The following is an 18,868-nucleotide window of genomic DNA, read 5'->3' as shown; positions in this document are numbered from 1 at the left end:
ATTATGCTGAGTGCACCCCAATGGAAGTCAGGAGTGCAACATGGAACGGACGATTACCTTCTACACCAACCCCTACTCGCGTGGCGGCATCGTGCACTGGATGCTGGAAGAGGTCGGGGCCCCCTATCGGGTGGAATATCTGGAATACGGCAAGTCGATGAAGGCGCCCGACTACCTGGCCATCAACCCGATGGGCAAGGTGCCGGCCATCCGGCATGGCGAGGTGGTGGTCACCGAGGCGGCGGCGATCTGCGCCTATCTGGCCGATGCCTTTCCCGAGGCCGGCCTGGCCCCTCCGCCGGCCGAGCGGGGCGCTTACTACCGCTGGCTGTTCTTCGTCTCCGGGCCCCTCGAGGCCGCCCTGGGACTGAAGGCCTGCCAGGTGGAGATGAGCGCCGACCAGGAAATGCAGTTGGGCTGTGGGCGCCTCGAGACGGTGCTGGACGTGCTGGCCGACGCGGTTCGGGGACGGCGCTACCTCGCCGGTGAGCGCTTCTCGGCGGCGGACGTCTATGTGGGTTCTCATCTCGGCTGGGGCATGCAGTTCGGCACCATCGACCGGCGCCCCGAGTTCGAGCGCTACTGGCAGGAACTGGAGCAACGGCCCGCACAGCGCCACAGCATGGAGCAGATCGAGGCGGCGATGGCCAAGTACCCGCTGCCCGGCAGCGAGGCCTGACCGGCCGGGCGCTCGAAAAAACGTCGGCGCATCGACAAGGCCGGATCGGGGAAGCCCGCTCCGGCCTTGTCGTTTTCTCCCTGGCTGCCTCACTCGCCCCGGGCATGCTATGCTCGGCCGAGAAGCTGGCTGGCCGTCTGGCCGGCCCGATAGCCATCCATCGAGGAGTGTATTATGGCCAGGGCAACCGCGCGTCATATTCTGGTAGAGAGTGAAGAGAAGTGTCTGGCCCTCAAGGCCGAGATCGAAGGCGGCCGTGACTTCGCCGAGGTGGCCCGCGAGCACTCCAGCTGTCCCTCCGGCCGCCAGGGCGGTGACCTGGGCGCCTTCGGCCCCGGCCAGATGGTGCCGGAATTCGACAAGGTGGTGTTCTCCGGCGAGCTCAACACCGTGCTGGGCCCGGTGAAGACCCAGTTCGGTTACCATCTGCTGGAAGTCACCAGCCGCAGCTGATTTCCCCGGGTGACCGGCGCCTCGGCGCCACCGAGAAGGCCGCGGCGAGTCGCCGCGGCCTTCGTCATTGGGGAGGCCGGAAACTCGGCCGCACCGCCCGCCTCGACTGACATTAGCCCGCAACGATCTGGCCCGCTGACTAGGACAGCCCATGACCACCGCCTTCGCGCCAAGCCCCACCCATGCCGCCCTGGATAAGGAGCGCCCATGACCACCGCCTTCGCGCCAAGCCCCACCCATGCCGCCCTGGGCACGCCCATGATCCGCATCGAAGGGGTCTCCAAGACCTATCGCGGCGGCTTCCAGGCCCTCAAGGAAGTGAGCCTGACCATCAATCGCGGCGAGATCTTCGCCCTGCTGGGCCCCAATGGCGCCGGCAAGACGACGCTGATCAGCATCATCTGCGGCCTGGTCAACGCCAGCGGCGGCACGGTCACCGTGGATGGGCACGACAACGTCGGCGACTATCGGGCGGCCCGAGAATTGATCGGCCTGGTGCCCCAGGAGCTCACCGGCGAGGCCTTCTCCACGGTGTGGGACACGGTGAGCTTCAGCCGCGGCCTGTTCGGCAAGCCCCGCGACGACGCCTACCTGGAGCGCATCCTGCGCGCCCTGACCCTGTGGGACAAGCGCGACAATCGCCTGATGACCCTCTCCGGGGGCATGAAACGCCGGGTGCTGATCGCCAAGGCGCTCTCCCACCAGCCCCAGGTGCTGTTCCTCGACGAACCCACCGCCGGGGTCGACGTGGAGCTGCGTCGCGAGATGTGGCAGATCGTCCGCGACCTGCGTGACGAAGGCGTCACCATTATCCTCACCACCCACTATATCGAGGAGGCGGAGGAGATGGCCGACCGCATCGGGGTGATCCGCCGCGGCGAGCTGGTGCTGGTCAAGGAGAAGCAGGCGCTGATGCGCCAGTTGGGCCGCAAGGAACTGACCCTGCAACTCAAGACGCCCCTGGCGTCGGTGCCCGAGGCCCTGGCGCCCTACCACCTGAGGCTGGCCGAGAATGGCCAGGCACTGGTCTACCGCTACGACAGCACCGCGAACAACGGCGAGGGCTCGGGGATCGCCGAGCTGCTCGGCGCCCTCAAGGAGGCCGGTATCCGCTACAGCGACCTGCGTACCCGCCAGAGCTCCCTGGAGGATATCTTCGTCAGCCTGGTCAAGGAGCCCTGAGAGCGGCCCTGACGCCCCCGCTACCCGGCCAAACCCGGCCGAAATGGATGCCCCGCACACAGGACTCCGTCTTATGAATCTCAAGGCCGTACGCACCCTCTACCTGGCCGAGCTCGCCAGAACCAAGCGCACCATGCTGCAGAGCATCGTCTCGCCGGTGATCTCCACCTCGCTCTATTTCGTGGTCTTCGGCGCCGCCATCGGCACCCGCATCAGCGAGGTGGCGGGCGTCAGCTATGGCGCCTTTATCGTGCCGGGACTGATCATGCTGATGCTGCTGACCCAGAGCGTGGCCACCGCCTCCTTCGGCATCTTCTTCCCGCGCTTCTCCGGCTCCATCTACGAGCTGCTCTCGGCGCCGGTCTCCTACGCCGAGATCGTCATCGGCTATGTGGGGGCGGCGGCCACCAAGGCGGTGGCCCTGGGGCTGATCGCCCTGGCCACCGCCAGCCTCTTCGTGCCGCTGGAGATCGCCCACCCGCTGTGGATGCTGTTCTTCCTGGTGCTGACCGCCATCACCTTCAGCCTGCTCGGCTTTATCATCGGCATCTGGGCCGATGGCTTCGAGCAGCTGCAACTGGTGCCGCTGCTGATCATCACCCCGCTGACCTTCCTCGGCGGCACCTTCTACGCGTTAGAGATGCTGCCGCCCTTCTGGCAGGCGGTGACCCTCTTCAACCCGGTGGTCTACCTGGTCAGCGGCTTCCGCTGGAGCTTCTACGGCATCGGCGACGTCAGCCTCGCCGCCAGCCTGACGATGATCGGCGCCTTCCTGGTCGCCGGCATCGCCCTGGTCAACTGGATCTTCCGCTCCGGCTACCGACTCAAGCCCTGATCGCCCGGTACCACCGGGCGCCTTCGGCGGGTATGATCGCCCCCTCGCTTTCGTGATCTCGCTTTCGCCACCGGGGGGCCCCATGCCGATACTCCACAGCATCATCCATCGCATCGATCTGGCGGGAGAGCAGCCGGCCCGGCTGGTGGCGGCGGAGGCCGAGGCCACGCCCTCGCCGGCCCTGGATGAGCTGCTGGCCGGGGTCAACAGCGCCTATCACGGCAAGACCAAGGCCTGGGGCCACTTCGCCGCCGGCAGTCGCACGGCGACCGCCCTGGGCGCCTACCTGGACGGCGAGACGGACTTCGTCAGCGTCAGCCGCGAACTGGCCCAGCGCCTCACCGAGATGCTCGGCGAGCACCTCTCGGTGGGCGGCCACCTGCTGCTGGCCCACTACCGTCACGGCGACGCCGAGTACCTAAGCCTGGCGCTGCTGCATCATCGCGAGGGGTGGGGCATCGACGCGGATGGCGCCATCGTCGCCGCCAATCAGCTCAACCTGGCCCAGCTGTCGCTGGCCGCGCGTCTCGATATCCGCCAGTGGCGCGCCGAGACGCCTTCCAAACAGTACCTCTCCTGGCTGCGCGACCGGGGCGGCAAGAAGTTCGCCGAGGCCTTCGCCGAGCTACTCGGTGCCGAGGAGGGCATCGACGCCGGCGGCGAGACCCGCACCCTGCTCAAGGCCTTCAGCGACTACGTGGAGCAGGAGGACCTCGCCGACGACCAGGCCCGGGAGAAGACCGAGGCGCTGCTCGACTACGCCAGCGATCAGGCGCGCCGCGGCGAATCGATCACCCTGGAAGCCCTCTCCGAGGTGGTCGACGACCACGACTCCAAGGCCTTCTACGAGCATATCCGCCACCTGGACTACGGCCTCTCCCCGGAGATCCCCCCCGACAAGAAGGCCCTCAACCAGTTCCGCCGTTTCACCGGCCGCGCCGGCGGCGTCTCGATCAGCTTCGACTCCCACCTGCTGGGCTCCAGCGTGGAATACGACGAGACCAGCGACCGGCTGATCATCAAGCAGGTGCCCAAGCAGCTCAAGGAACAGCTCAAGGGGCGCTGAACCCCTGCGCCGGCCGGGAAAGCCACGGCCGACTTTCGCTCTCTCTCACTATTTTTTCGCTATCGATCACGCTAAGCCGCTGTTTTCCCCCAGATAAGTTTCCAACTCGAAAAGGACTAGACGAAAGTCGACTATCAATCGATCTTCGTAGCGCTACGATCTAGCCATGAATCGCAGCGCTACGAAAGACAGCGCGACAACAACAACAGGCACCCACGCAAAGGATCGATCATGAACACTCCCCTGAAGGCCCTGCCCCTTGCCACCGCCATCGCCCTGGCCGGTTTCTCGCTTCAGGCCCAGGCCACCGACTCCGCCATCGAGGCTCGCCTGGCCGATCTGGAACAGCGCCTGGCGGCCGCCGAGCAGCGCGCTGAACTGGCCGAACGCCAGGCCGACGATGCCGACACGGCCGAGACCGAAAGCCGCCTCGACGCCCTGGAACGCCGCGCCTCCGGCCAGGAGGGACTTTCACTAAGCGGTTACGCCCGCTCCGGCCTGCTGCTCGGCGAGGATGCCAAGAGCATCGCCGGGGGCCCCTATGTGACGCCGGCTGGCCCCCTAGGCGGCGCCGTGGGGCGCCTCGGCAACGAGCCGGACACCTATGTAAATGCTATGTTCAATCTGCGCCACCGCTTCGAAAACGGCGCCAACTCCCTGTTCCGAGTGGCCATCGCCGACTCGGTGCGCACCAGCAACGACTGGACCTCCAATGAATCCCAGCTCAATGTGCGCCAGGTCTATGTGGAGTTCGATAACCTGCCGAGCTTCACCGGCGCCTTCGAGGACGCCGCCATCTGGGCCGGCAAGCGCATCGACCGCAACACCTTCGATATCCACTGGCTGGACAGCGACGTGGTCTTCCTCGCCGGTACCGGCGCCGGTATCTACGACGTGCAGCCCAGCGACAACTGGCGTACCCACTTCTCGCTCTATGGCCGCAGTTTCAGCGACTTCCCGGTGGGGGACCACAATGATCCCGGCAGTGACGAGACCGACAGCCTGATCCTCACCAGCAACAACCATGTCGGTAACTGGCAGTTCATGGTCAATGCCATCTCCGCCGCCGACAACGACGCGCGCCTCACCGACAGCGGCGATCCGGCCGCCGACAATGGCATCCACGGCATGGTGGCCTACCACGGCCGCTCCTTCTTCGGCTTCTCGGAGGGCAACTTCAAGGTCGCCCTCCTCCATGGCCAGGGGCTGGGCGCCGAGGTCAAGCGCCTGGGTTCCAACGGCGACCTGCTGAACGAGGCCCAGGCCACTCGTCTGGCGCTCTACGGCACCACCTATCTGACCCCCGACTGGCGCTTCGCCCCGGCCCTGCTGGCCGAAGTCAGCGAGGATCGCTTCGCCGAGGGCGACAATTACCAGTGGGCCACCCTCAATGCGCGCCTCGCCAACGAAATCACCGAGAACTTCGAGATGCAGTACGAGCTGAGTTATCAGTTCATGGATCTCGACCCAGCGGGCCACCAGGGACGCAGCCCGGTGAGCGGTGACTTCGGCAAGGTCACCATCGCCCCCACCTTCAAGCCCAATGTGGGCGGTTTCTGGCAGCGCCCGGAGATTCGGGCCTTCGCTTCTTATACCGACTGGAGCAGCGAACTCAACGACTATGACGGCGGTGATGCCTTCGGCAGTGATGGCTTTACCGGCGGCCAGTGGAGCTTCGGCGTCCAGGCCGAGACCTGGTTCTAATCACGCCCACCCACCCCCGGCCCTGCCGGCTTGCTGCTCGGTGCAATGACTCGCTCTTCCCCATGGGATCACCCCCCCATGGGGCTTTTTCGTGCCGACTCGCCGATCTTCGGAGCGCTATGATGATGCGGGATTATGCTATAGTGCAGCCTACCGAAGAGGCCAGGGATGGCCCCCTCCCCGCCTCGATATCGCGTCATGCCAGACGGAGAGCCCCCTTCCATGCCCAACAAGTCCCGCGCCCGTCGCTCCACCCAGCGCGTCACCATGACCGACGTGGCCAAGCTCGCCGAGGTCTCGGCCAGCACGGTGTCCCTCTACCTGCGCAAGCCCGACGAGGTGTCGACGCAGCTCGGCCAACGGATTCAGGGCGCGATTGATACCCTGGGCTATGTGCCCAACCTGATGGCCGGCGCCCTGGCCGCCGCACGCACCCGGGTCATCGGTGTGGTGGTCCCCTCCATGGTCAATGCCATCTTCGCCTCCACAGTGAATACCATGCAGAAGGCCCTCGGCGACCAGGGCTATCAGCTGCTACTGGGTCACAGCGACTATGCCGAGGCCGAGGAGGAAGCGGTGGTTCGCACCTTTCTCTCCTGGTCCCCCAGCGCCATGGTGCTCACCGGCCTCAACCATAGCCGCGAGACCCGGCGCATGCTGAGCAATTCCGATGTACCGGTGGTGGAGATGTGGGAACTGGGCTCCAATCCCCTGGATACCCTGGTGGGCTTTTCCCATCGGGACGTGGGCCGTGCCCAGGCCCGCCACCTGATCAAGGCGGGCTGCCGCCGCATCGCCTTTATCGGCACCCGCCTGGGCGTCGACGAACGCGCCAAGCAGCGCCAGAGCGGTAGCGAAGAGGCCCTACGGGACCTGCTCGGTAGTCAGCACACTCGGGTCATCGACTGCGGACCGGGACGCATGGCCGAGGCCGCCAGCCGCGCCTTCGCCGAGCTGCTGGCCAGCCACCCGGACACCGACGGCATCGTCTTCGCCAACGACATGCTGGCTCTCGGCGCCCTGGGCGAGGCCCAGCGCCGCGGCATTCGGGTTCCCGACGATATCGCCATGATCGGCTTCGGCGACATGGATTTCAGCAACTGTACCCTGCCCCCCCTCTCGACCATTCGTCCACCGCGGGAGGAGATCGGCGAGGCGGTGGCCCGATGCGTGCTACGGCGGATCCAGGGACGCCCCCAGGAGACGCGCCTGGACCTCGGCTTCGAGCTACTGCCGCGGGAGAGCAGTCGCCGCGTTACCGTCGACGCCTGAGGCACCCCTGCCAGGCCCACGGGACCTGGCAGTGTCGGTATCGCAATGAGGAGGAATCAGCCCGCAAGCAGGGCCGAGAGGCAGAGGCTCAGGCCGGAGGCGAACAGCAGCAGGAAGGCGACCCGGCGCAGGTTCGCCTCGGAGAGCGGCGGCGGATAGCGCCGTCCCAGCCAAGTGAAGAGCATCACCACCGGGATGGCGGTCGTCGCCAGGCCCAGAATGCGCAGGTCGAGCCGCCCCTGAATGCCCACCACCACCAGCCGCTGCAGGGAGTTGATGGCGAAGATCAGCAGCAGGCAATCGCGAATCACCGCCAGGCCCAGCGGCTGGCGATAGAAGTGGAAGACTAGTGGCGGCCCCGAGGTGGAAAACATCCCCCCCATAAAGCCGGAGAGGCCGCCGAAGAACAGGAAGGAGACGCGCCCGGAGCGCACCCGCTTGGGCAGCGGATGCGCCACCAGCATCAGGCTGCTGAGGAGGATCGCCACCCCCAGGATCAACTGCAGCCAGTGCGCCTGGCTACCGCTCAGGGCATCCAGGGTCCAGACCCCGAGGATCAGGGTCACGAAGCCGCTCAGCGAGCAGAGCAGCACGATCTCCCGGTCCAGGTTGCCCAGGTTGCGATAGAGCGCCAGGGCGCAATTGAACAGGCTGAGGATGCTGATCAGGATCGCCACCAGGGCCACCGGCGCCAGCCCCGACAGCACCACCCCGCCCATCAGGATCAGCCCGAAGGCGAAGCCGGTCACCGTCTGGGCATAGGTGGCGACGGCCACCCAGCCCAGCAACATCAGGGTCTCGGCCGTGCCCATCAGGCCCGGCTCGCCAGGTCAGCGAACAGCCCCGCCCACTGGCTATCGGCGCGGTAGAAGACCGGCGGCTCGCCGCAGGGGGCGGCCACCGTCACCCGCCCGCCCCCGGCATGGCGCTCGCCGCTCCAGGGATGTACCCACTCGACCCCGGCGGGCAGATACACCGACCAGTCGTGGCGCCCCGCTTCATGGACCGGTGCCACCAGCAGGTCCGGCCCCAGCAGGTACTGGTCCTGGATGGCGTAGCCCTCGGCGTCGTCCTCGAAATGCAGGAACAGCGGGCGCTGCACCGGAATGCCGCGCTCGCTGCCCTCCGCCACCAGCACCTTGAGGTAGGGGGCCAGGTGGACGTAGAGGCGGCTCATCCGGGCCAGGTGGGCAGCCACTTGCGGGTCGTCGAACCACTGGACGTTCTCGGTGGGACGATTGGACTCATGGGTGCGCATCACCGGAGTGAAGGCCGCCATCTCCGCCCAGCGCATAAACAGCTCGGCATCACGGGTATTGCCGAACAGGCTGGTGTAGCCGCCGATATCGCTGTGGTGGAAGGCATTGCCCATCAGCCCCGAGGAGAGCGCCGCACAGATCACCGTGACCAGGCCGTCATGGTGGGAGAAGTCCACCGACTGGTCGCCGGCCCAGAGCAGCGGGCAGTGGCCCTGGACACCGCTGTAGCCGGCACGCATGAAGAAGGTGACTTCTTCGGTCAGCCCCGCCTCGGCGATCGCCTCGGCATTGACCCGGGCCCAGCGCACCGGCCAGCGGTTGTGTTCCACCTTGGCGGAGACCCCATTGTGCAGACTGACGTCCACCGGCAGGTATTCGCCGAAGTCGGCCATCCAGCCGGAGAGGCCGAAATCGAGCATCTCGCGGCGCAGGATGGCGTCCTTGAACCAGGCACAGGCGGCCTCGTTGGTGAAGTCCACCACGCCACAGTCGAACTCGCCGAAGTCGACGATGGCGGTCTGCCCCTGGCCATCGGTGGCCAGGTAGCCTCGGGCCTCGGCCTCGGGGAAGAGGCTGCCGTCCACGCACAGGTAGGGGTTCACATAGCCCAGGAAGCGCACGTCGCGCTCGCGCAGCTCGCCGATCAGGCGATCCAGGCTCGGGTAGCGCTCGGGCTGCCAGCGCCAGTCCCAGAACAGTCGGGTGCCGAAGCTGGTCTCGCGGACCCCGGCCCAGTCTTCGCACCACAGTGCCGAGACCGCCATGTCGCTGGCCAGGGCCTCGGCCAGCTTGGCCTCGGCATGGGCCTGGCCCCGCTTGAGGCCCAGGATCACGCCGTTATGCACCCAGTCGGGCAACGGCGGCTGGCGACCGAAGGTGGCGCTGATCTTCTCCACCAGCGCCAGGAAGGTCGGCGCCTCGCGCAGCAGGATGGTCGACGGTAGCCCCCACACCTGCAGTTCGTGGAACTCGGCGTGGCGAAAGTCGAAGTCGGCGTAGTGGCTGGTCTCCAGGTGGCAGAAATAGCGCCGCGAAGAGATAAAGGTCGGCTGGGGGTAGTTGGTGTGGTAGTAGTCGCCACCGGCGCGGTTGACCACGTCGGACTGCCAGGTCACGTAGGTGGACTTGTCGCGGCCCACCCCCGGCTCGGAGGTCCAGAGCGGGAAGTGGCGCCCGCGCAGGTCGAAGTAGGACATCTGCTCGCCGCCGCCCCAGACTCGCTCCGCCCCTTGGGCGGCCAGGCGCAGCCAGAAGCGATTGATGCCCTCGGCCACCGCCAGGGTCTCCAGGCGCACCCCGTCCTCGAGCTCCACCAGGCGCAGCGTCAGCTGCACCTCGTCGGTGGCGTGGCGGCGCAACTCCAGGCGCAGCCCCGCCTTCGCCTCGCTCACCGTCAGATGCCCCAGTGCCTCACGGCTCTCCAGGTAATCCTCGATCTCGAAGTTGCCGCGGTACATCTCCATGCGCTCCCGGCCGCGGCCGACGAAGAAGGCCGGCGCCCCGGGGGCGTGGTCGAGGAGCGCGTCGCCGCCCAGCCGCAGGCTGAGCCGGTCGTCTTGATGAATCACTTGCATGGAATTCTCCGCTGGGAGGGGCGGCGCCGCGGCGCCCGCCGATCAGTTGAGTGTCAGGCCGGCGTCGACGATAAAGTTCTGGCCGGTGCAACCCCGGCTCTCGTCGGAGCCCAGGAAGAGCGCCAGGCGCGCCACGTCATCGGCGCGCAGGCGAAACTTCAGGGCCTGCTGGTCGAGAAAGCGCTGGTCGAGTTCCGGGGTCAGCCACAGCCGCTCCTGGCGCTCGGTGAGGATGGCGCCGGGCACCAGGGAGTTGACACGGATGCCGTGCTCGCCGAGCTCCTGGGCCAGGGTCCGGGTCAGGCCGTTGATGGCCGCCTTGGCGGCGGTATAGCCCACCATGCCGGGGCGACCGCGCATCCAGGAGATCGAGCCCAGGTTGATCACCGCCCCCTGCCCCGCCGCCTTCATGGCCGGCAGCACCGCCTGGGTGGCGAAGACATGGTGGCGCAGGTTGATGGCCTGGCAGTTGTCCCAGTACTCCGGGGTGAGCTCCTCGAGGCGATGGCGGTCGTCGAGGCCGGCATTATTGATCAGCACCTGGGTGGGTCCCTGGGCCGCCTCGATCTCGCTGATCACCGCCTGCAGGCGCGGGATATCGCGCACATCGCAGGCGTGGCAACGCACCCCGGGGCCCAGTTCGGCGGCCAGCGCCTCGCCGGCGGCCAGGTCGATATCCAGGAAGGCGACCCGCGCCCCCTGGGCGGCATAGGCGCGGACCAGCTCGGCGCCGATGCCGGAGGCGCCCCCGGAGATGATCACCCGCTTGTCGTCGAGGGAGCGGTAGCTGACGTCGTGGTAGTCGTTCATGGGTCGCCTCAGTCGATGGCCATGTTGATGTACTTGGTCTCGAGGTAATCCTCGATGCCCTGATGGGCCCCTTCCCGGCCCAGCCCCGACTGCTTGACGCCGCCGAAGGGCGCCTCGCAGGTGGAGACATGGCCATTGTTGATGCCCACCATGCCATACTCCAGGGCCTCGGAGAGACGCCAGGCACGGCCCAGGTCGCGGGTATAGCAGTAGGCGGCCAGGCCATACTCGGTGGCATTGGCCAGCGCCACCACCTCGGCTTCGTCCTCGAAGCGGAACAGCGGGGCCAGGGGCCCGAAGGTCTCCTCACCGAAGCAGGCCATCTGCGGGGTGGCGCCGGCGATCACCGCCGGGGTCAGGAAGGTGGCGCCGCGGCGCTCGCCGCCCACCAGCAGCTCGCCGCCCTTGGCCAGGGCATCGTCGAGCTGCTCGACCACCTTGTCGGCGGCGGCGGCATCGATCAGCGGCCCCACCTGGATGCCCTCCTCGGCGCCCGGCCCCACCCGCAGCCTGGCCACCTCCTCGGCGAGACGCGCGGCGAAGGCGTCATGGATGCCCGCCTGGACGAAGATGCGGTTGGCGCAGACGCAGGTCTGGCCGGCGTTGCGGAACTTGGCCTGCATCACCCCCTCGATGGCCTTCTCCAGGTCGGCGTCATCGAAGACGATAAAAGGCGCATTGCCGCCCAGCTCCATGGAGACCTTCTTGACGGTATCGGCACACTGGCGCAGCAGCAGCTTGCCGACCCCGGTGGAGCCGGTGAAGGTGAGCTTGCGCACCTTGGGGCTCTCGGTCATGGCACGGCCGATGGCCCGGGCCTCGCCGGTCACCACATTGACCACCCCGGCGGGGATGCCGGCGCGCTGGGCCAGCTCCGCCAGGGCCAGCGCCGAATAGGGGGTCTGGGCGGCGGGCTTGATGACGATGGTGCAGCCGGCGGCCAGCGCCGGCCCGGCCTTGCGGGCGATCATCGCGGCGGGGAAGTTCCAGGGCGTGATGGCGGCGCAGACGCCCACCGGCTGCTTGACCACCAGCAGCCGGCGATCGCCCTGGGGGCTGGGGATGACGTCGCCATAGGTGCGCCGCCCCTCCTCGGCGAACCACTCGAAGAAGCTTGCCGCGAAGCCGATCTCGCCACGCGCCTCGGCCAGGGGCTTGCCCTGCTCGGCGGTCATCAGCGCTGCTAGGTCCTCCTGGTGCGCCAGCAGCAGGTCATGCCAGCGGCGCAGCAGCGTTCCCCGTTCCTTGGCGGAGCGCGCCCGCCAGGCCGGCAGGGCCGCCTCGGCGGCATCGATGGCGCGCCGGGTCTCCGCCTCGCCCAGGCGCGGCACCCGCCCCAGCCGGCTGCCGTCGGCGGGATTGGTCACGTCATCGACGCGGCCGTCATCGGCCGCGATCCACTCGCCGCCCACCAGGCAGGCCTCGCGGCGCAGGGTGGCATCCTTCAGTGTCAGCATCGCCAGTTCCTCTAAGTTGGTCGTATCCGGGCCGGGGCCATCGCCCTAGCCGATGAATTGGGGTTCCGCCTGGCCGGCCACCGCCACGCGCATGGCGAAGAGGTTGCCAGACTCGGGATAGGCCTCGAGCTCATCCGACGGACGCCCGTGGCGCGCCGAGGTCACATAAAGGGTCCTGAGGTCGGGGCCGCCGAAGGCGCACATGGTCGGGCAACGCGCCGGCACCGGGTACTCGGCGACGATCTCGCCGGCCGGCGACAGGCGCACCACGCGACCGCCCTCGTAGAGGGCCGTCCAGTAATGGCCCTCGACGTCCACGGCGGCGCCGTCCGGGCGGCCCTGGCCGATGGGGAAGCGCCGGAAGACCTCCCGGGGCCCCGTGATCTCTCCGCTGTCGGGATCCAGGGGATAGCGGTAGATGACATGGTTGGGGGTATCGGCGTGGTAGGCCCAGCGCCGGTCCGGGCTGAAGGCCAGGCCGTTGGAGACCTTGACCTCGCCGGCCAGGCGCCGGCAGGCCAGCGTGGCGTCGACCCGGTAGAGCGCCGCCGCCGGCACGTTCCGGGGCTCATGGATGGTGCCCGCCCAGAAGCGTCCCCAGGGATCGACGCGGCCGTCGTTGAAGCGGCTGATGGAGGTATCGGCCACGGGTCGGGCGATACAGTGGGTGGGACGGGCCACCTCATCCAGCAGCCACAGGCCGGAGCGCAGGCCGGCGATAAAGCCACCGCCGCGACGACGCCCCACGCAGCCGATATGTTCCGGCAGCGGCCAGCTCCGGTTATCCCCGCTGGCCGGGTCGAAGCGGTTGAGGCTCGGCGCCTCGATATCGACCCAGTAGAGGGCCTGTTCGTCCGCGGCCCACAGGGGGCACTCCCCCAGGGCGGCCTGGGCCGGCAGCACGGTGCGCAGGGTGGTATCAGCCATGGTCTTCCTCGAGTGTCAGTTGCAGATGGCAGGTCAGCGACTCCCCCGGCACCAGGACCCGTACCCCCTGGGCCCGGGGCGCGTCGTGATTCAGCGCCGCATTGGCGTGGCTCACCGGCTCCAGGGCGAAGAAGTCGCGCCCCTCGGGAGTGAAGAGCACCAAGTGGTCGAGCCCCTCGCTGGCGGCAAGATGCAATCGCAGCCGGTACTCCGGCCAGTGGATCAGGGCTCGCCGCGACCAGCCGGCATAGCAGTGATCGAGCCCCGGCCAGCCCAGCCGCCGTGCCCGGCGGAAGTCCCAGGCCTCGGGCGGCGGAACACGGCGCCGCGGCAATTGCCGGTCATCGTTGAGCCACAGGGCCTCGGCGGCGAAGCCGAGCCGCACCTCGGGAGTGCGATGGAAGTAGGGGTGCCAGCCGAGCCCCGCCGGCATGGCCCGGGTATCGCGATTGACCAGCCCCAGGCTCAGCGACAGCGTCCCCGGGCCGAGGCGGACCTCCTGATAGATCAGGCAGCGCCAGGGCCAGTCCGCGTCCCCCGAGTGAGACAGCACCAGGGTGGCATGCTGCTGCCCCGCGTCCCGGCACGCCCAGGGCCGTTGCCAGGCGAAGCCGTGCAAGCTGTGGGGGTGATCGCCGAAGTTGCGGCGCAGTCGCAGGGTCTCACCCTGCCAGGGGAAGGCCGCCTCGGCGATACGGTTGGAATAGGGGGCCAGCACATAGCCGGCGCTATGCCGCGGTCCCTCGGGTAGCGCCCCCGGCTCCCCGGCGAGGGGCCGGAGCAGCTCCTGCCCCTTCCAGCGCAGGTGCGTGAAGGCGCCGCCACAGGCGGGCGCCAGCCCGGCCTCCAAGTCGCCATGGCGTAGCAGCGGCATGCTAGTAGACGCCGCTGTCGGTGGCCTCGGCCACCTGCCCCTTGAGGGTGGCCACGTACTCCTTGGCCCGGGACATCATCAGGCTCATGTCGGAGCCCACCGCCACGAAGCCGAAGCCCTGGTCGCGGTAGTTGCCCACCAGGCCCGGCTCGGCGCCGACGATGCCGCAGGGCAGTCCCAGGCGGCGACTCTCGGCCACCGCGGCGGCGATGGCGGCCTGCACCTCGGTATGACGGATCTCGCCGATATGGCCCATGGCCGCGGAGAGATCCCCCGGACCCACGAAGAGGGCATCGACGTCCCCGACCGCGGCGATCGCCTCCATTTCCGCCAGGGCCTCCGGGGTCTCCAGTTGCAGGATCACCGCCAGTTCCTCGTCGGCCCGCTGCAGGTAGTCGGTCACGGTGCCGTAGCGACTGGCCCGATGCACCGCGGCCACGCCCCGGTTGCCCTTGCCGGGGTAGCGGGTCGAGCGCACCGCCCGACTGGCCTCCTCGGCGTTCTGCACATAGGGGAACATCAGGCTCTGGGCGCCGCTGTCCAGTACCCGCTTGACCATCACCGGGTCGTTCCACGGCAGGCGCACCACCAGCTCCGTCGGCGTGCCTGCCACCGCCTGCATGATGGCGATGGCCTGGGGTAAGTCCACCGGCACATGCTCCATATCGAGCACCAGGAAGTCGAAGCCGGCCCAGCCGATGGCCTCGGCCACGTTGGGGCTGGCGGTCATCAGCCAAGTGCCTACCGGCACCTTGGCGGGGTCACGTAGCCACTGCTTGAAGCGGTTCTTGGGTAGGGTCGTCATGGGTCACCTCAGAAGATTTCCGGTTCGTCCTGGCGCTGGCCGTCCTGCAGGATGTCGAAGTCGCAGCCCAGGTCGGCCTGGGTCACATGCTCCTGGTAGAGGGCGGTATAGCCCCGGTCGATGCGCGGGCTGGGCGCTCGCCAGGCCTGGCGCCGGGCCTCCAGTTCCGCCTCGTCGACGCACAGCGCCAGGCGCCGGGCCGCCACGTCCAGTTCGATCTCGTCGCCGTCGCGGACCAGCGCCAGGGGGCCGCCCACCGCCGATTCCGGGGCGATATGCAGCACGCAGGTCCCATAGTGGGTACCGCTCATGCGCGCATCGGAGAGGCGCACCATGTCGCGCACCCCCTGAGCCAGCAGTTTCTTGGGGATCGGCAGGGCGCCCCACTCGGGCATCCCCGGCGCCCCCTTGGGCCCGGCCTGGCGCAGCACCAGGACGCTGTCGGCGGTCACCTCCAACTCGGGGTCGTCGATACGCGCCACCAGGTCGGCATGATTGTCGAAAACGATCGCCCGGCCACGATGCTTCACCAGGCGTGGATCCGCGGAACTGGGCTTGATCACCGCCCCCCGCGGCGCCAGGTTGCCGCGCAGTACCGCCAGGGCCGCCCCCGCGCAGACCGGCTTGTCCAGGGGGCGGATCACGTCGTCGTTGTAGCACTCGGCGCCAGCCAGGTCCTCGCCCAGGGTGCGGCCGCTGACGCTGGTGGTACCCAGGTCGAGATGTGGCGCGAGGCGCGTCAGCAGCGCCGGCAGCCCGCCCGCATAGTAGAAGTCTTCCATCAGGTACTGCCCCGAGGGGAAGATATTGCTCAGCACCGGGATCTCCCGGGCCACGGCGTCCAGGTCACCCAGGGTCAGCTCGACCCGGGCACGCCGCGCCAGGGCGATCAGGTGGATGGCGGCATTGGTGGAGCCGCCCAGGGCCATATAGCACTTGGCGCCATTGATAAAGTTGGCCCGGGTCAGGATGTCCGAGGGCTTGAGGTCTTCCCAGATCATCTCGAGAAGGCGACTGCCGCAGGCCGAGGCCATGCGGATATGGGCGGCGTCGGCGGCGGGGATACTCGAGGCCCCAGGCAGGGTCAGGCCCATGGCATCGACAATGGAGGTCATGGTGGAGGCGGTGCCCATGGTGTTGCAGGTGCCGTTGGAGCGGGTCATCCGCGACTCCAGGTCGACCCACTCCTCCTGGGTGATATTGCCGCTGCGCAGCTCGTCCCAGTACTTGCGAGTATGGGTACCGGCCCCCAGGGTCTGGCCCCGCCACTTGCCGTTGAGCATCGGTCCCGCCGGACAGAAGATCGCCGGGATATCCATGCTGATGGCCCCCATCAGCAGCGCCGGGGTGGTCTTGTCGCAGCCGCCCAGCAACACCACCCCGTCGATGGGATGGCAGCGCAGCAGCTCTTCCGCCTCCATGGCCAGGAAGTTGCGATAGAGCATGGTAGTGGGCTTGACCAGCACCTCGCCCAGCGACAGCGCCGGCAACTCCACCGGGTAGCCGCCGCCGGCCCAGACCGCACGCTTTACCGCCTCGGCACGGTCACGCAGGTGGGCATGACAGGGGCTCAGATCGCTCCAGGTGTTGATGATGCCCACCACCGGCTTGCCCATGAACTCCTCGCGTCGCAAGCCCATCTGCTGGGTACGCTGGCGATGCGCGAAGCCCCGCATGTCCTGGGAGTCGTACCAGCGCTGACTGCGCAGCTCTTCGATCTTGCGTCGCTGTTCCTTCATCTCGTCTGCCTCTAGGTCATGGCGGGCGGTCGGCGTGGGCTGACGCTCACCCTCAGTTTCGTAGCGCTACGAAAATATAGACGCGAGACTCTCCCAGTGTCAACCAGAGCCACCTTTGCGCCCCCGACCAGGCCGATTCGAGCCGCCCCCTATCGGCCATAATCGCCGTCAGGATGAGTATCCTGGGTGAAGATCATACCTTTGTCTAAGGCAAGTTGAGCGGCAAAACCCTCGCCCCGCTTGACAGTCTCCTGGGGCCCACCTACCATTTTTCGCAGCGCTACGACGAATCATGATGAGACGTCCTGGCCGATCACCAATGACAACGATACAGGCACCCTCCCCCGGGAGCGGGACTGCCTTCCGGAGGCGACTCATGCCAAAGCTTATCGCCCTACTCGACCGCCTCAACGGGCTCACGACCCGCTGGGCGGGCTATGCCGCCACCCTGCTGCTGGTGGCCATGCTGGGCATCATGGTGACCCATGTGGTCTTTCGCTATGTGCTCAACGACAGCTTCGGTTGGACCGAGGAACTGGCCCGTTTCATGATGGTGTGGATGGCCTTCCTGTTCTTTCCCGCCGCCCATCGGCAAGGCTTGAACGCCAGCCTGGAGATCGCCACCGATTGGTTTCGTGACTCCTTCCCCTGGCGGCTGCTGCAGCTACTGCTGGAGCTGTGCATCCTGGCGGTGCTGCTGTGGTGCATTAAGCTCGGCTTCGAGCGCATCGAGCGTGGCGCCACCACCGTCAGCCTGTCGCTGGGCATCAGCATGGCCCAGGTTTACTACGTGTTGCCCCTGAGCTTCGCCCTCACCGCCCTGAGCTCTCTCGAACGCGTGCTGCGCCTGAGCCATGGCCTCTTCTTTCCCCATGCCCTGCCCCATGCGCAGGACCGGTCCAGTACCGGTAGCAACGCCGAGGTGTGACCCATGACTTTCGCCTATCTGTGGATCTTCCTCTTCCTGCTGATCGCGGGCATGCCCATCGTCTTCCTGATGCTCTTCGCGCCGGGGGTGAGTCTGTTGCTGGAAGGTCAACCAGTGTTCCTCAACCTGCTGTTCCAGCGCCTCTTCGCTGGCATCGACAGCTTCCCACTGATGGCCCTGCCGTTCTTTATCCTGGCCGGCGAGCTGATGACCGCCGGCGGTGTCACCACGCGCATCGTGCGCTTCGCCGAGACCCTGATCGGTCACCGCCGGGCGGGACTGGGGCAGGTCTCGGTGGCCTCCTCGTTGATGCTCGCCGGCGGCTCTGGCTCCGCAGTAGCAGATGCCTCGGCCATGGGCTCGGTAATGATTCCGGCGATGCGCGAATCCGGCTACACCAACCGCTTCTCGGCGGCGATCACCGCCGCTTCGGCGGTGATCGCCAGCATCATTCCCCCCAGCGGCATCTTCATCCTCTACGCCTTTATCATGAACGTCTCGGTGGCGGGCATGTTCGCCGGTGGCGTGGTGCCTGGCATCCTGATCGGCGTGGGGCTGATGATCACCATCGCCATCATGGCACGCTTCAAGGAGTTTCCCGAGCCGCTGCCCAAGGCCAGCTGGGCGGAGAAGTGGCAGGCCTTCATTACCGCCTTCATGCCGCTGCTCACTCCCCTGATCCTGATCGGCGGCATCGTCGGCGGCATCTTCACCCCCACCGAGGGGGCCGCCATCGCCGCCTTCTATGCGCTGATTCTCGGGCTCTTCGTCACCCGCGAGATCCGCTTCCAGGACCTGCCGCGGCTGTTCGGCAAGGCAGCCCTCAACTCGGCGGTGATCCTGCTGCTGGTGGGTGCCGCCGTGGCCTTCGCTTCCCTGATCAGCCTCAAGGGCACCCCGCAGCTAGTCAGCGGTTTTATCCTCTCGATCACCGATGACCCACGATTGCTGTTCTTCCTGGTGGTGGCCTTCCTGCTGGCGGTGGGCACCATCATGGATGCCGGCCCGGCCATCCTGATCCTGGGCCCCATCCTGGCCCCGGTGATGGTCGGGGTCGGCGTCGACCCGATCCACTTCGCCGTGGTGATGAGCATCACCCTGATCATGGGCCTGATCACCCCACCCATGGGGCTGGTGCTGTTCGTGGTGAGCAGCATAAGCAAGGAACGCATCGAGAAGATCGCCTGGGAGATGCTGCCGCTCTTCCTGGTGGAGATAGCCATCCTCTTCGCCCTGGTCTACATCCCCGACCTGATCCTGGCCCTGCCGAGGCTGTTCGGGTATGTCGCCTGACCCCCACCCTC

General features: G+C 67.5%; 17 protein-coding genes. 9 read left to right on the top strand and 8 right to left on the bottom strand.

Translation table 11 applies throughout. The features are described 5' to 3' along the window. The first annotated feature begins 40 nt into the window (after positions 1–40). From ACZ5EF_RS07170 to ACZ5EF_RS07140, 7 genes are all read left to right on the top strand, one after another. Entirely contained in the window at positions 41–679 is a 639-nt protein-coding gene (locus ACZ5EF_RS07170) for a glutathione S-transferase family protein (protein WP_346063057.1), read from the top strand. A gap of 174 nt (positions 680–853) precedes the next feature. Then, positions 854–1,132 carry a peptidylprolyl isomerase gene (locus ACZ5EF_RS07165; RefSeq protein ID WP_146802091.1) on the top strand — a complete coding sequence of 93 codons (279 nt, stop codon included), beginning with the start codon at positions 854–856 and terminating at the stop codon, positions 1,130–1,132. 207 nt (positions 1,133–1,339) lie between these two features. After that, positions 1,340–2,314: an ABC transporter ATP-binding protein gene (locus ACZ5EF_RS07160; protein WP_346063058.1), complete on the top strand. Its 975-nt coding sequence runs from the start codon at positions 1,340–1,342 to the stop codon at positions 2,312–2,314. 73 nt (positions 2,315–2,387) lie between these two features. Next, on the top strand, positions 2,388–3,149 hold the full coding sequence (locus ACZ5EF_RS07155) for an ABC transporter permease (RefSeq protein WP_346063059.1): 762 nt from the start codon (positions 2,388–2,390) through the stop codon (positions 3,147–3,149). Positions 3,150–3,231: 82 nt separating this feature from the next. Then, on the top strand, positions 3,232–4,215 hold the full coding sequence (yejK, locus tag ACZ5EF_RS07150) for a nucleoid-associated protein YejK (RefSeq protein WP_346063060.1): 984 nt from the start codon (positions 3,232–3,234) through the stop codon (positions 4,213–4,215). Between the two features lie 231 nt (positions 4,216–4,446). Next, positions 4,447–5,919, top strand: a complete 1,473-nt coding sequence (locus ACZ5EF_RS07145) for a carbohydrate porin (RefSeq protein WP_346063061.1) — start codon at positions 4,447–4,449, stop codon at positions 5,917–5,919. Positions 5,920–6,141: 222 nt separating this feature from the next. Then, the gene (locus ACZ5EF_RS07140) at positions 6,142–7,191 is read left to right on the top strand and encodes a LacI family DNA-binding transcriptional regulator (RefSeq protein WP_346063062.1); all 1,050 of its coding nucleotides are present in this window, start codon (positions 6,142–6,144) and stop codon (positions 7,189–7,191) included. 56 nt (positions 7,192–7,247) lie between these two features. On the opposite strand, the gene ACZ5EF_RS07135 is transcribed toward ACZ5EF_RS07140, so the two are convergent. Genes ACZ5EF_RS07135 through araD form a run of 8 tightly spaced genes read right to left on the bottom strand, consistent with a single transcriptional unit; the run spans position 7,248 to position 16,636 of the window. Further along, positions 7,248–8,003, bottom strand: coding sequence for a sulfite exporter TauE/SafE family protein (locus ACZ5EF_RS07135; protein WP_346063063.1), 756 nt, complete (start codon positions 8,001–8,003; stop codon positions 7,248–7,250). Then, complete coding sequence (locus ACZ5EF_RS07130; protein WP_346063064.1) at positions 8,003–10,024, bottom strand: alpha-glucosidase; 2,022 nt, start codon at positions 10,022–10,024, stop codon at positions 8,003–8,005. Before ACZ5EF_RS07130 ends, ACZ5EF_RS07135 begins: the two co-directional genes overlap by 1 nt. 42 nt (positions 10,025–10,066) lie before the next feature. Then, on the bottom strand, positions 10,067–10,834 hold the full coding sequence (locus ACZ5EF_RS07125; RefSeq protein ID WP_346063065.1) for an SDR family NAD(P)-dependent oxidoreductase: 768 nt from the start codon (positions 10,832–10,834) through the stop codon (positions 10,067–10,069). Between the two features lie 8 nt (positions 10,835–10,842). Beyond that, positions 10,843–12,291: an NAD-dependent succinate-semialdehyde dehydrogenase gene (locus tag ACZ5EF_RS07120; protein ID WP_346063066.1), complete on the bottom strand. Its 1,449-nt coding sequence runs from the start codon at positions 12,289–12,291 to the stop codon at positions 10,843–10,845. A 45-nt stretch (positions 12,292–12,336) separates the two neighbouring features. Beyond that, positions 12,337–13,218: an SMP-30/gluconolactonase/LRE family protein gene (locus tag ACZ5EF_RS07115; RefSeq protein ID WP_346063067.1), complete on the bottom strand. Its 882-nt coding sequence runs from the start codon at positions 13,216–13,218 to the stop codon at positions 12,337–12,339. Further along, on the bottom strand, positions 13,211–14,092 hold the full coding sequence (locus ACZ5EF_RS07110; protein ID WP_346063068.1) for an aldose 1-epimerase: 882 nt from the start codon (positions 14,090–14,092) through the stop codon (positions 13,211–13,213). Before ACZ5EF_RS07110 ends, ACZ5EF_RS07115 begins: the two co-directional genes overlap by 8 nt. Before the next feature lies 1 nt (position 14,093). Further along, positions 14,094–14,897: an HpcH/HpaI aldolase family protein gene (locus ACZ5EF_RS07105; protein ID WP_346063069.1), complete on the bottom strand. Its 804-nt coding sequence runs from the start codon at positions 14,895–14,897 to the stop codon at positions 14,094–14,096. Between the two features lie 8 nt (positions 14,898–14,905). Beyond that, positions 14,906–16,636 (bottom strand): L-arabinonate dehydratase, encoded by a 1,731-nt coding sequence (gene araD / locus ACZ5EF_RS07100; protein ID WP_346063070.1) that lies wholly within the window; start codon positions 16,634–16,636, stop codon positions 14,906–14,908. Positions 16,637–17,012: 376 nt separating this feature from the next. Here araD and ACZ5EF_RS07095 point away from each other — a divergent pair, with 376 nt between their 5' ends. Both ACZ5EF_RS07095 and ACZ5EF_RS07090 read left to right on the top strand, forming a co-directional pair. Beyond that, positions 17,013–17,564: a TRAP transporter small permease gene (locus tag ACZ5EF_RS07095; protein ID WP_346063071.1), complete on the top strand. Its 552-nt coding sequence runs from the start codon at positions 17,013–17,015 to the stop codon at positions 17,562–17,564. A gap of 3 nt (positions 17,565–17,567) precedes the next feature. Beyond that, positions 17,568–18,857 (top strand): TRAP transporter large permease, encoded by a 1,290-nt coding sequence (locus ACZ5EF_RS07090; RefSeq protein WP_346063072.1) that lies wholly within the window; start codon positions 17,568–17,570, stop codon positions 18,855–18,857. Positions 18,858–18,868 lie beyond the last annotated feature (11 nt).

This window comes from Bisbaumannia salifodinae, assembly GCF_055388505.1.
The sequence above is the reverse complement of the archived record's forward strand: the minus strand, read 5'-3'. Positions and strand labels throughout refer to the sequence as shown.

Coding starts and splice junctions, on each gene's coding strand:
- ACZ5EF_RS07170 (WP_346063057.1), top strand. CDS start 41: ATGGAACGGACGATTACCTTCTACACCAACCCCTACTCGCGTGGCGGC.
- ACZ5EF_RS07165 (WP_146802091.1), top strand. CDS start 854: ATGGCCAGGGCAACCGCGCGTCATATTCTGGTAGAGAGTGAAGAGAAG.
- ACZ5EF_RS07160 (WP_346063058.1), top strand. CDS start 1,340: ATGACCACCGCCTTCGCGCCAAGCCCCACCCATGCCGCCCTGGGCACG.
- ACZ5EF_RS07155 (WP_346063059.1), top strand. CDS start 2,388: ATGAATCTCAAGGCCGTACGCACCCTCTACCTGGCCGAGCTCGCCAGA.
- yejK (WP_346063060.1), top strand. CDS start 3,232: ATGCCGATACTCCACAGCATCATCCATCGCATCGATCTGGCGGGAGAG.
- ACZ5EF_RS07145 (WP_346063061.1), top strand. CDS start 4,447: ATGAACACTCCCCTGAAGGCCCTGCCCCTTGCCACCGCCATCGCCCTG.
- ACZ5EF_RS07140 (WP_346063062.1), top strand. CDS start 6,142: ATGCCCAACAAGTCCCGCGCCCGTCGCTCCACCCAGCGCGTCACCATG.
- ACZ5EF_RS07135 (WP_346063063.1), bottom strand. CDS start 8,003: ATGGGCACGGCCGAGACCCTGATGTTGCTGGGCTGGGTGGCCGTCGCC.
- ACZ5EF_RS07130 (WP_346063064.1), bottom strand. CDS start 10,024: ATGCAAGTGATTCATCAAGACGACCGGCTCAGCCTGCGGCTGGGCGGC.
- ACZ5EF_RS07125 (WP_346063065.1), bottom strand. CDS start 10,834: ATGAACGACTACCACGACGTCAGCTACCGCTCCCTCGACGACAAGCGG.
- ACZ5EF_RS07120 (WP_346063066.1), bottom strand. CDS start 12,291: ATGCTGACACTGAAGGATGCCACCCTGCGCCGCGAGGCCTGCCTGGTG.
- ACZ5EF_RS07115 (WP_346063067.1), bottom strand. CDS start 13,218: ATGGCTGATACCACCCTGCGCACCGTGCTGCCGGCCCAGGCCGCCCTG.
- ACZ5EF_RS07110 (WP_346063068.1), bottom strand. CDS start 14,092: ATGCCGCTGCTACGCCATGGCGACTTGGAGGCCGGGCTGGCGCCCGCC.
- ACZ5EF_RS07105 (WP_346063069.1), bottom strand. CDS start 14,897: ATGACGACCCTACCCAAGAACCGCTTCAAGCAGTGGCTACGTGACCCC.
- araD (WP_346063070.1), bottom strand. CDS start 16,636: ATGAAGGAACAGCGACGCAAGATCGAAGAGCTGCGCAGTCAGCGCTGG.
- ACZ5EF_RS07095 (WP_346063071.1), top strand. CDS start 17,013: ATGCCAAAGCTTATCGCCCTACTCGACCGCCTCAACGGGCTCACGACC.
- ACZ5EF_RS07090 (WP_346063072.1), top strand. CDS start 17,568: ATGACTTTCGCCTATCTGTGGATCTTCCTCTTCCTGCTGATCGCGGGC.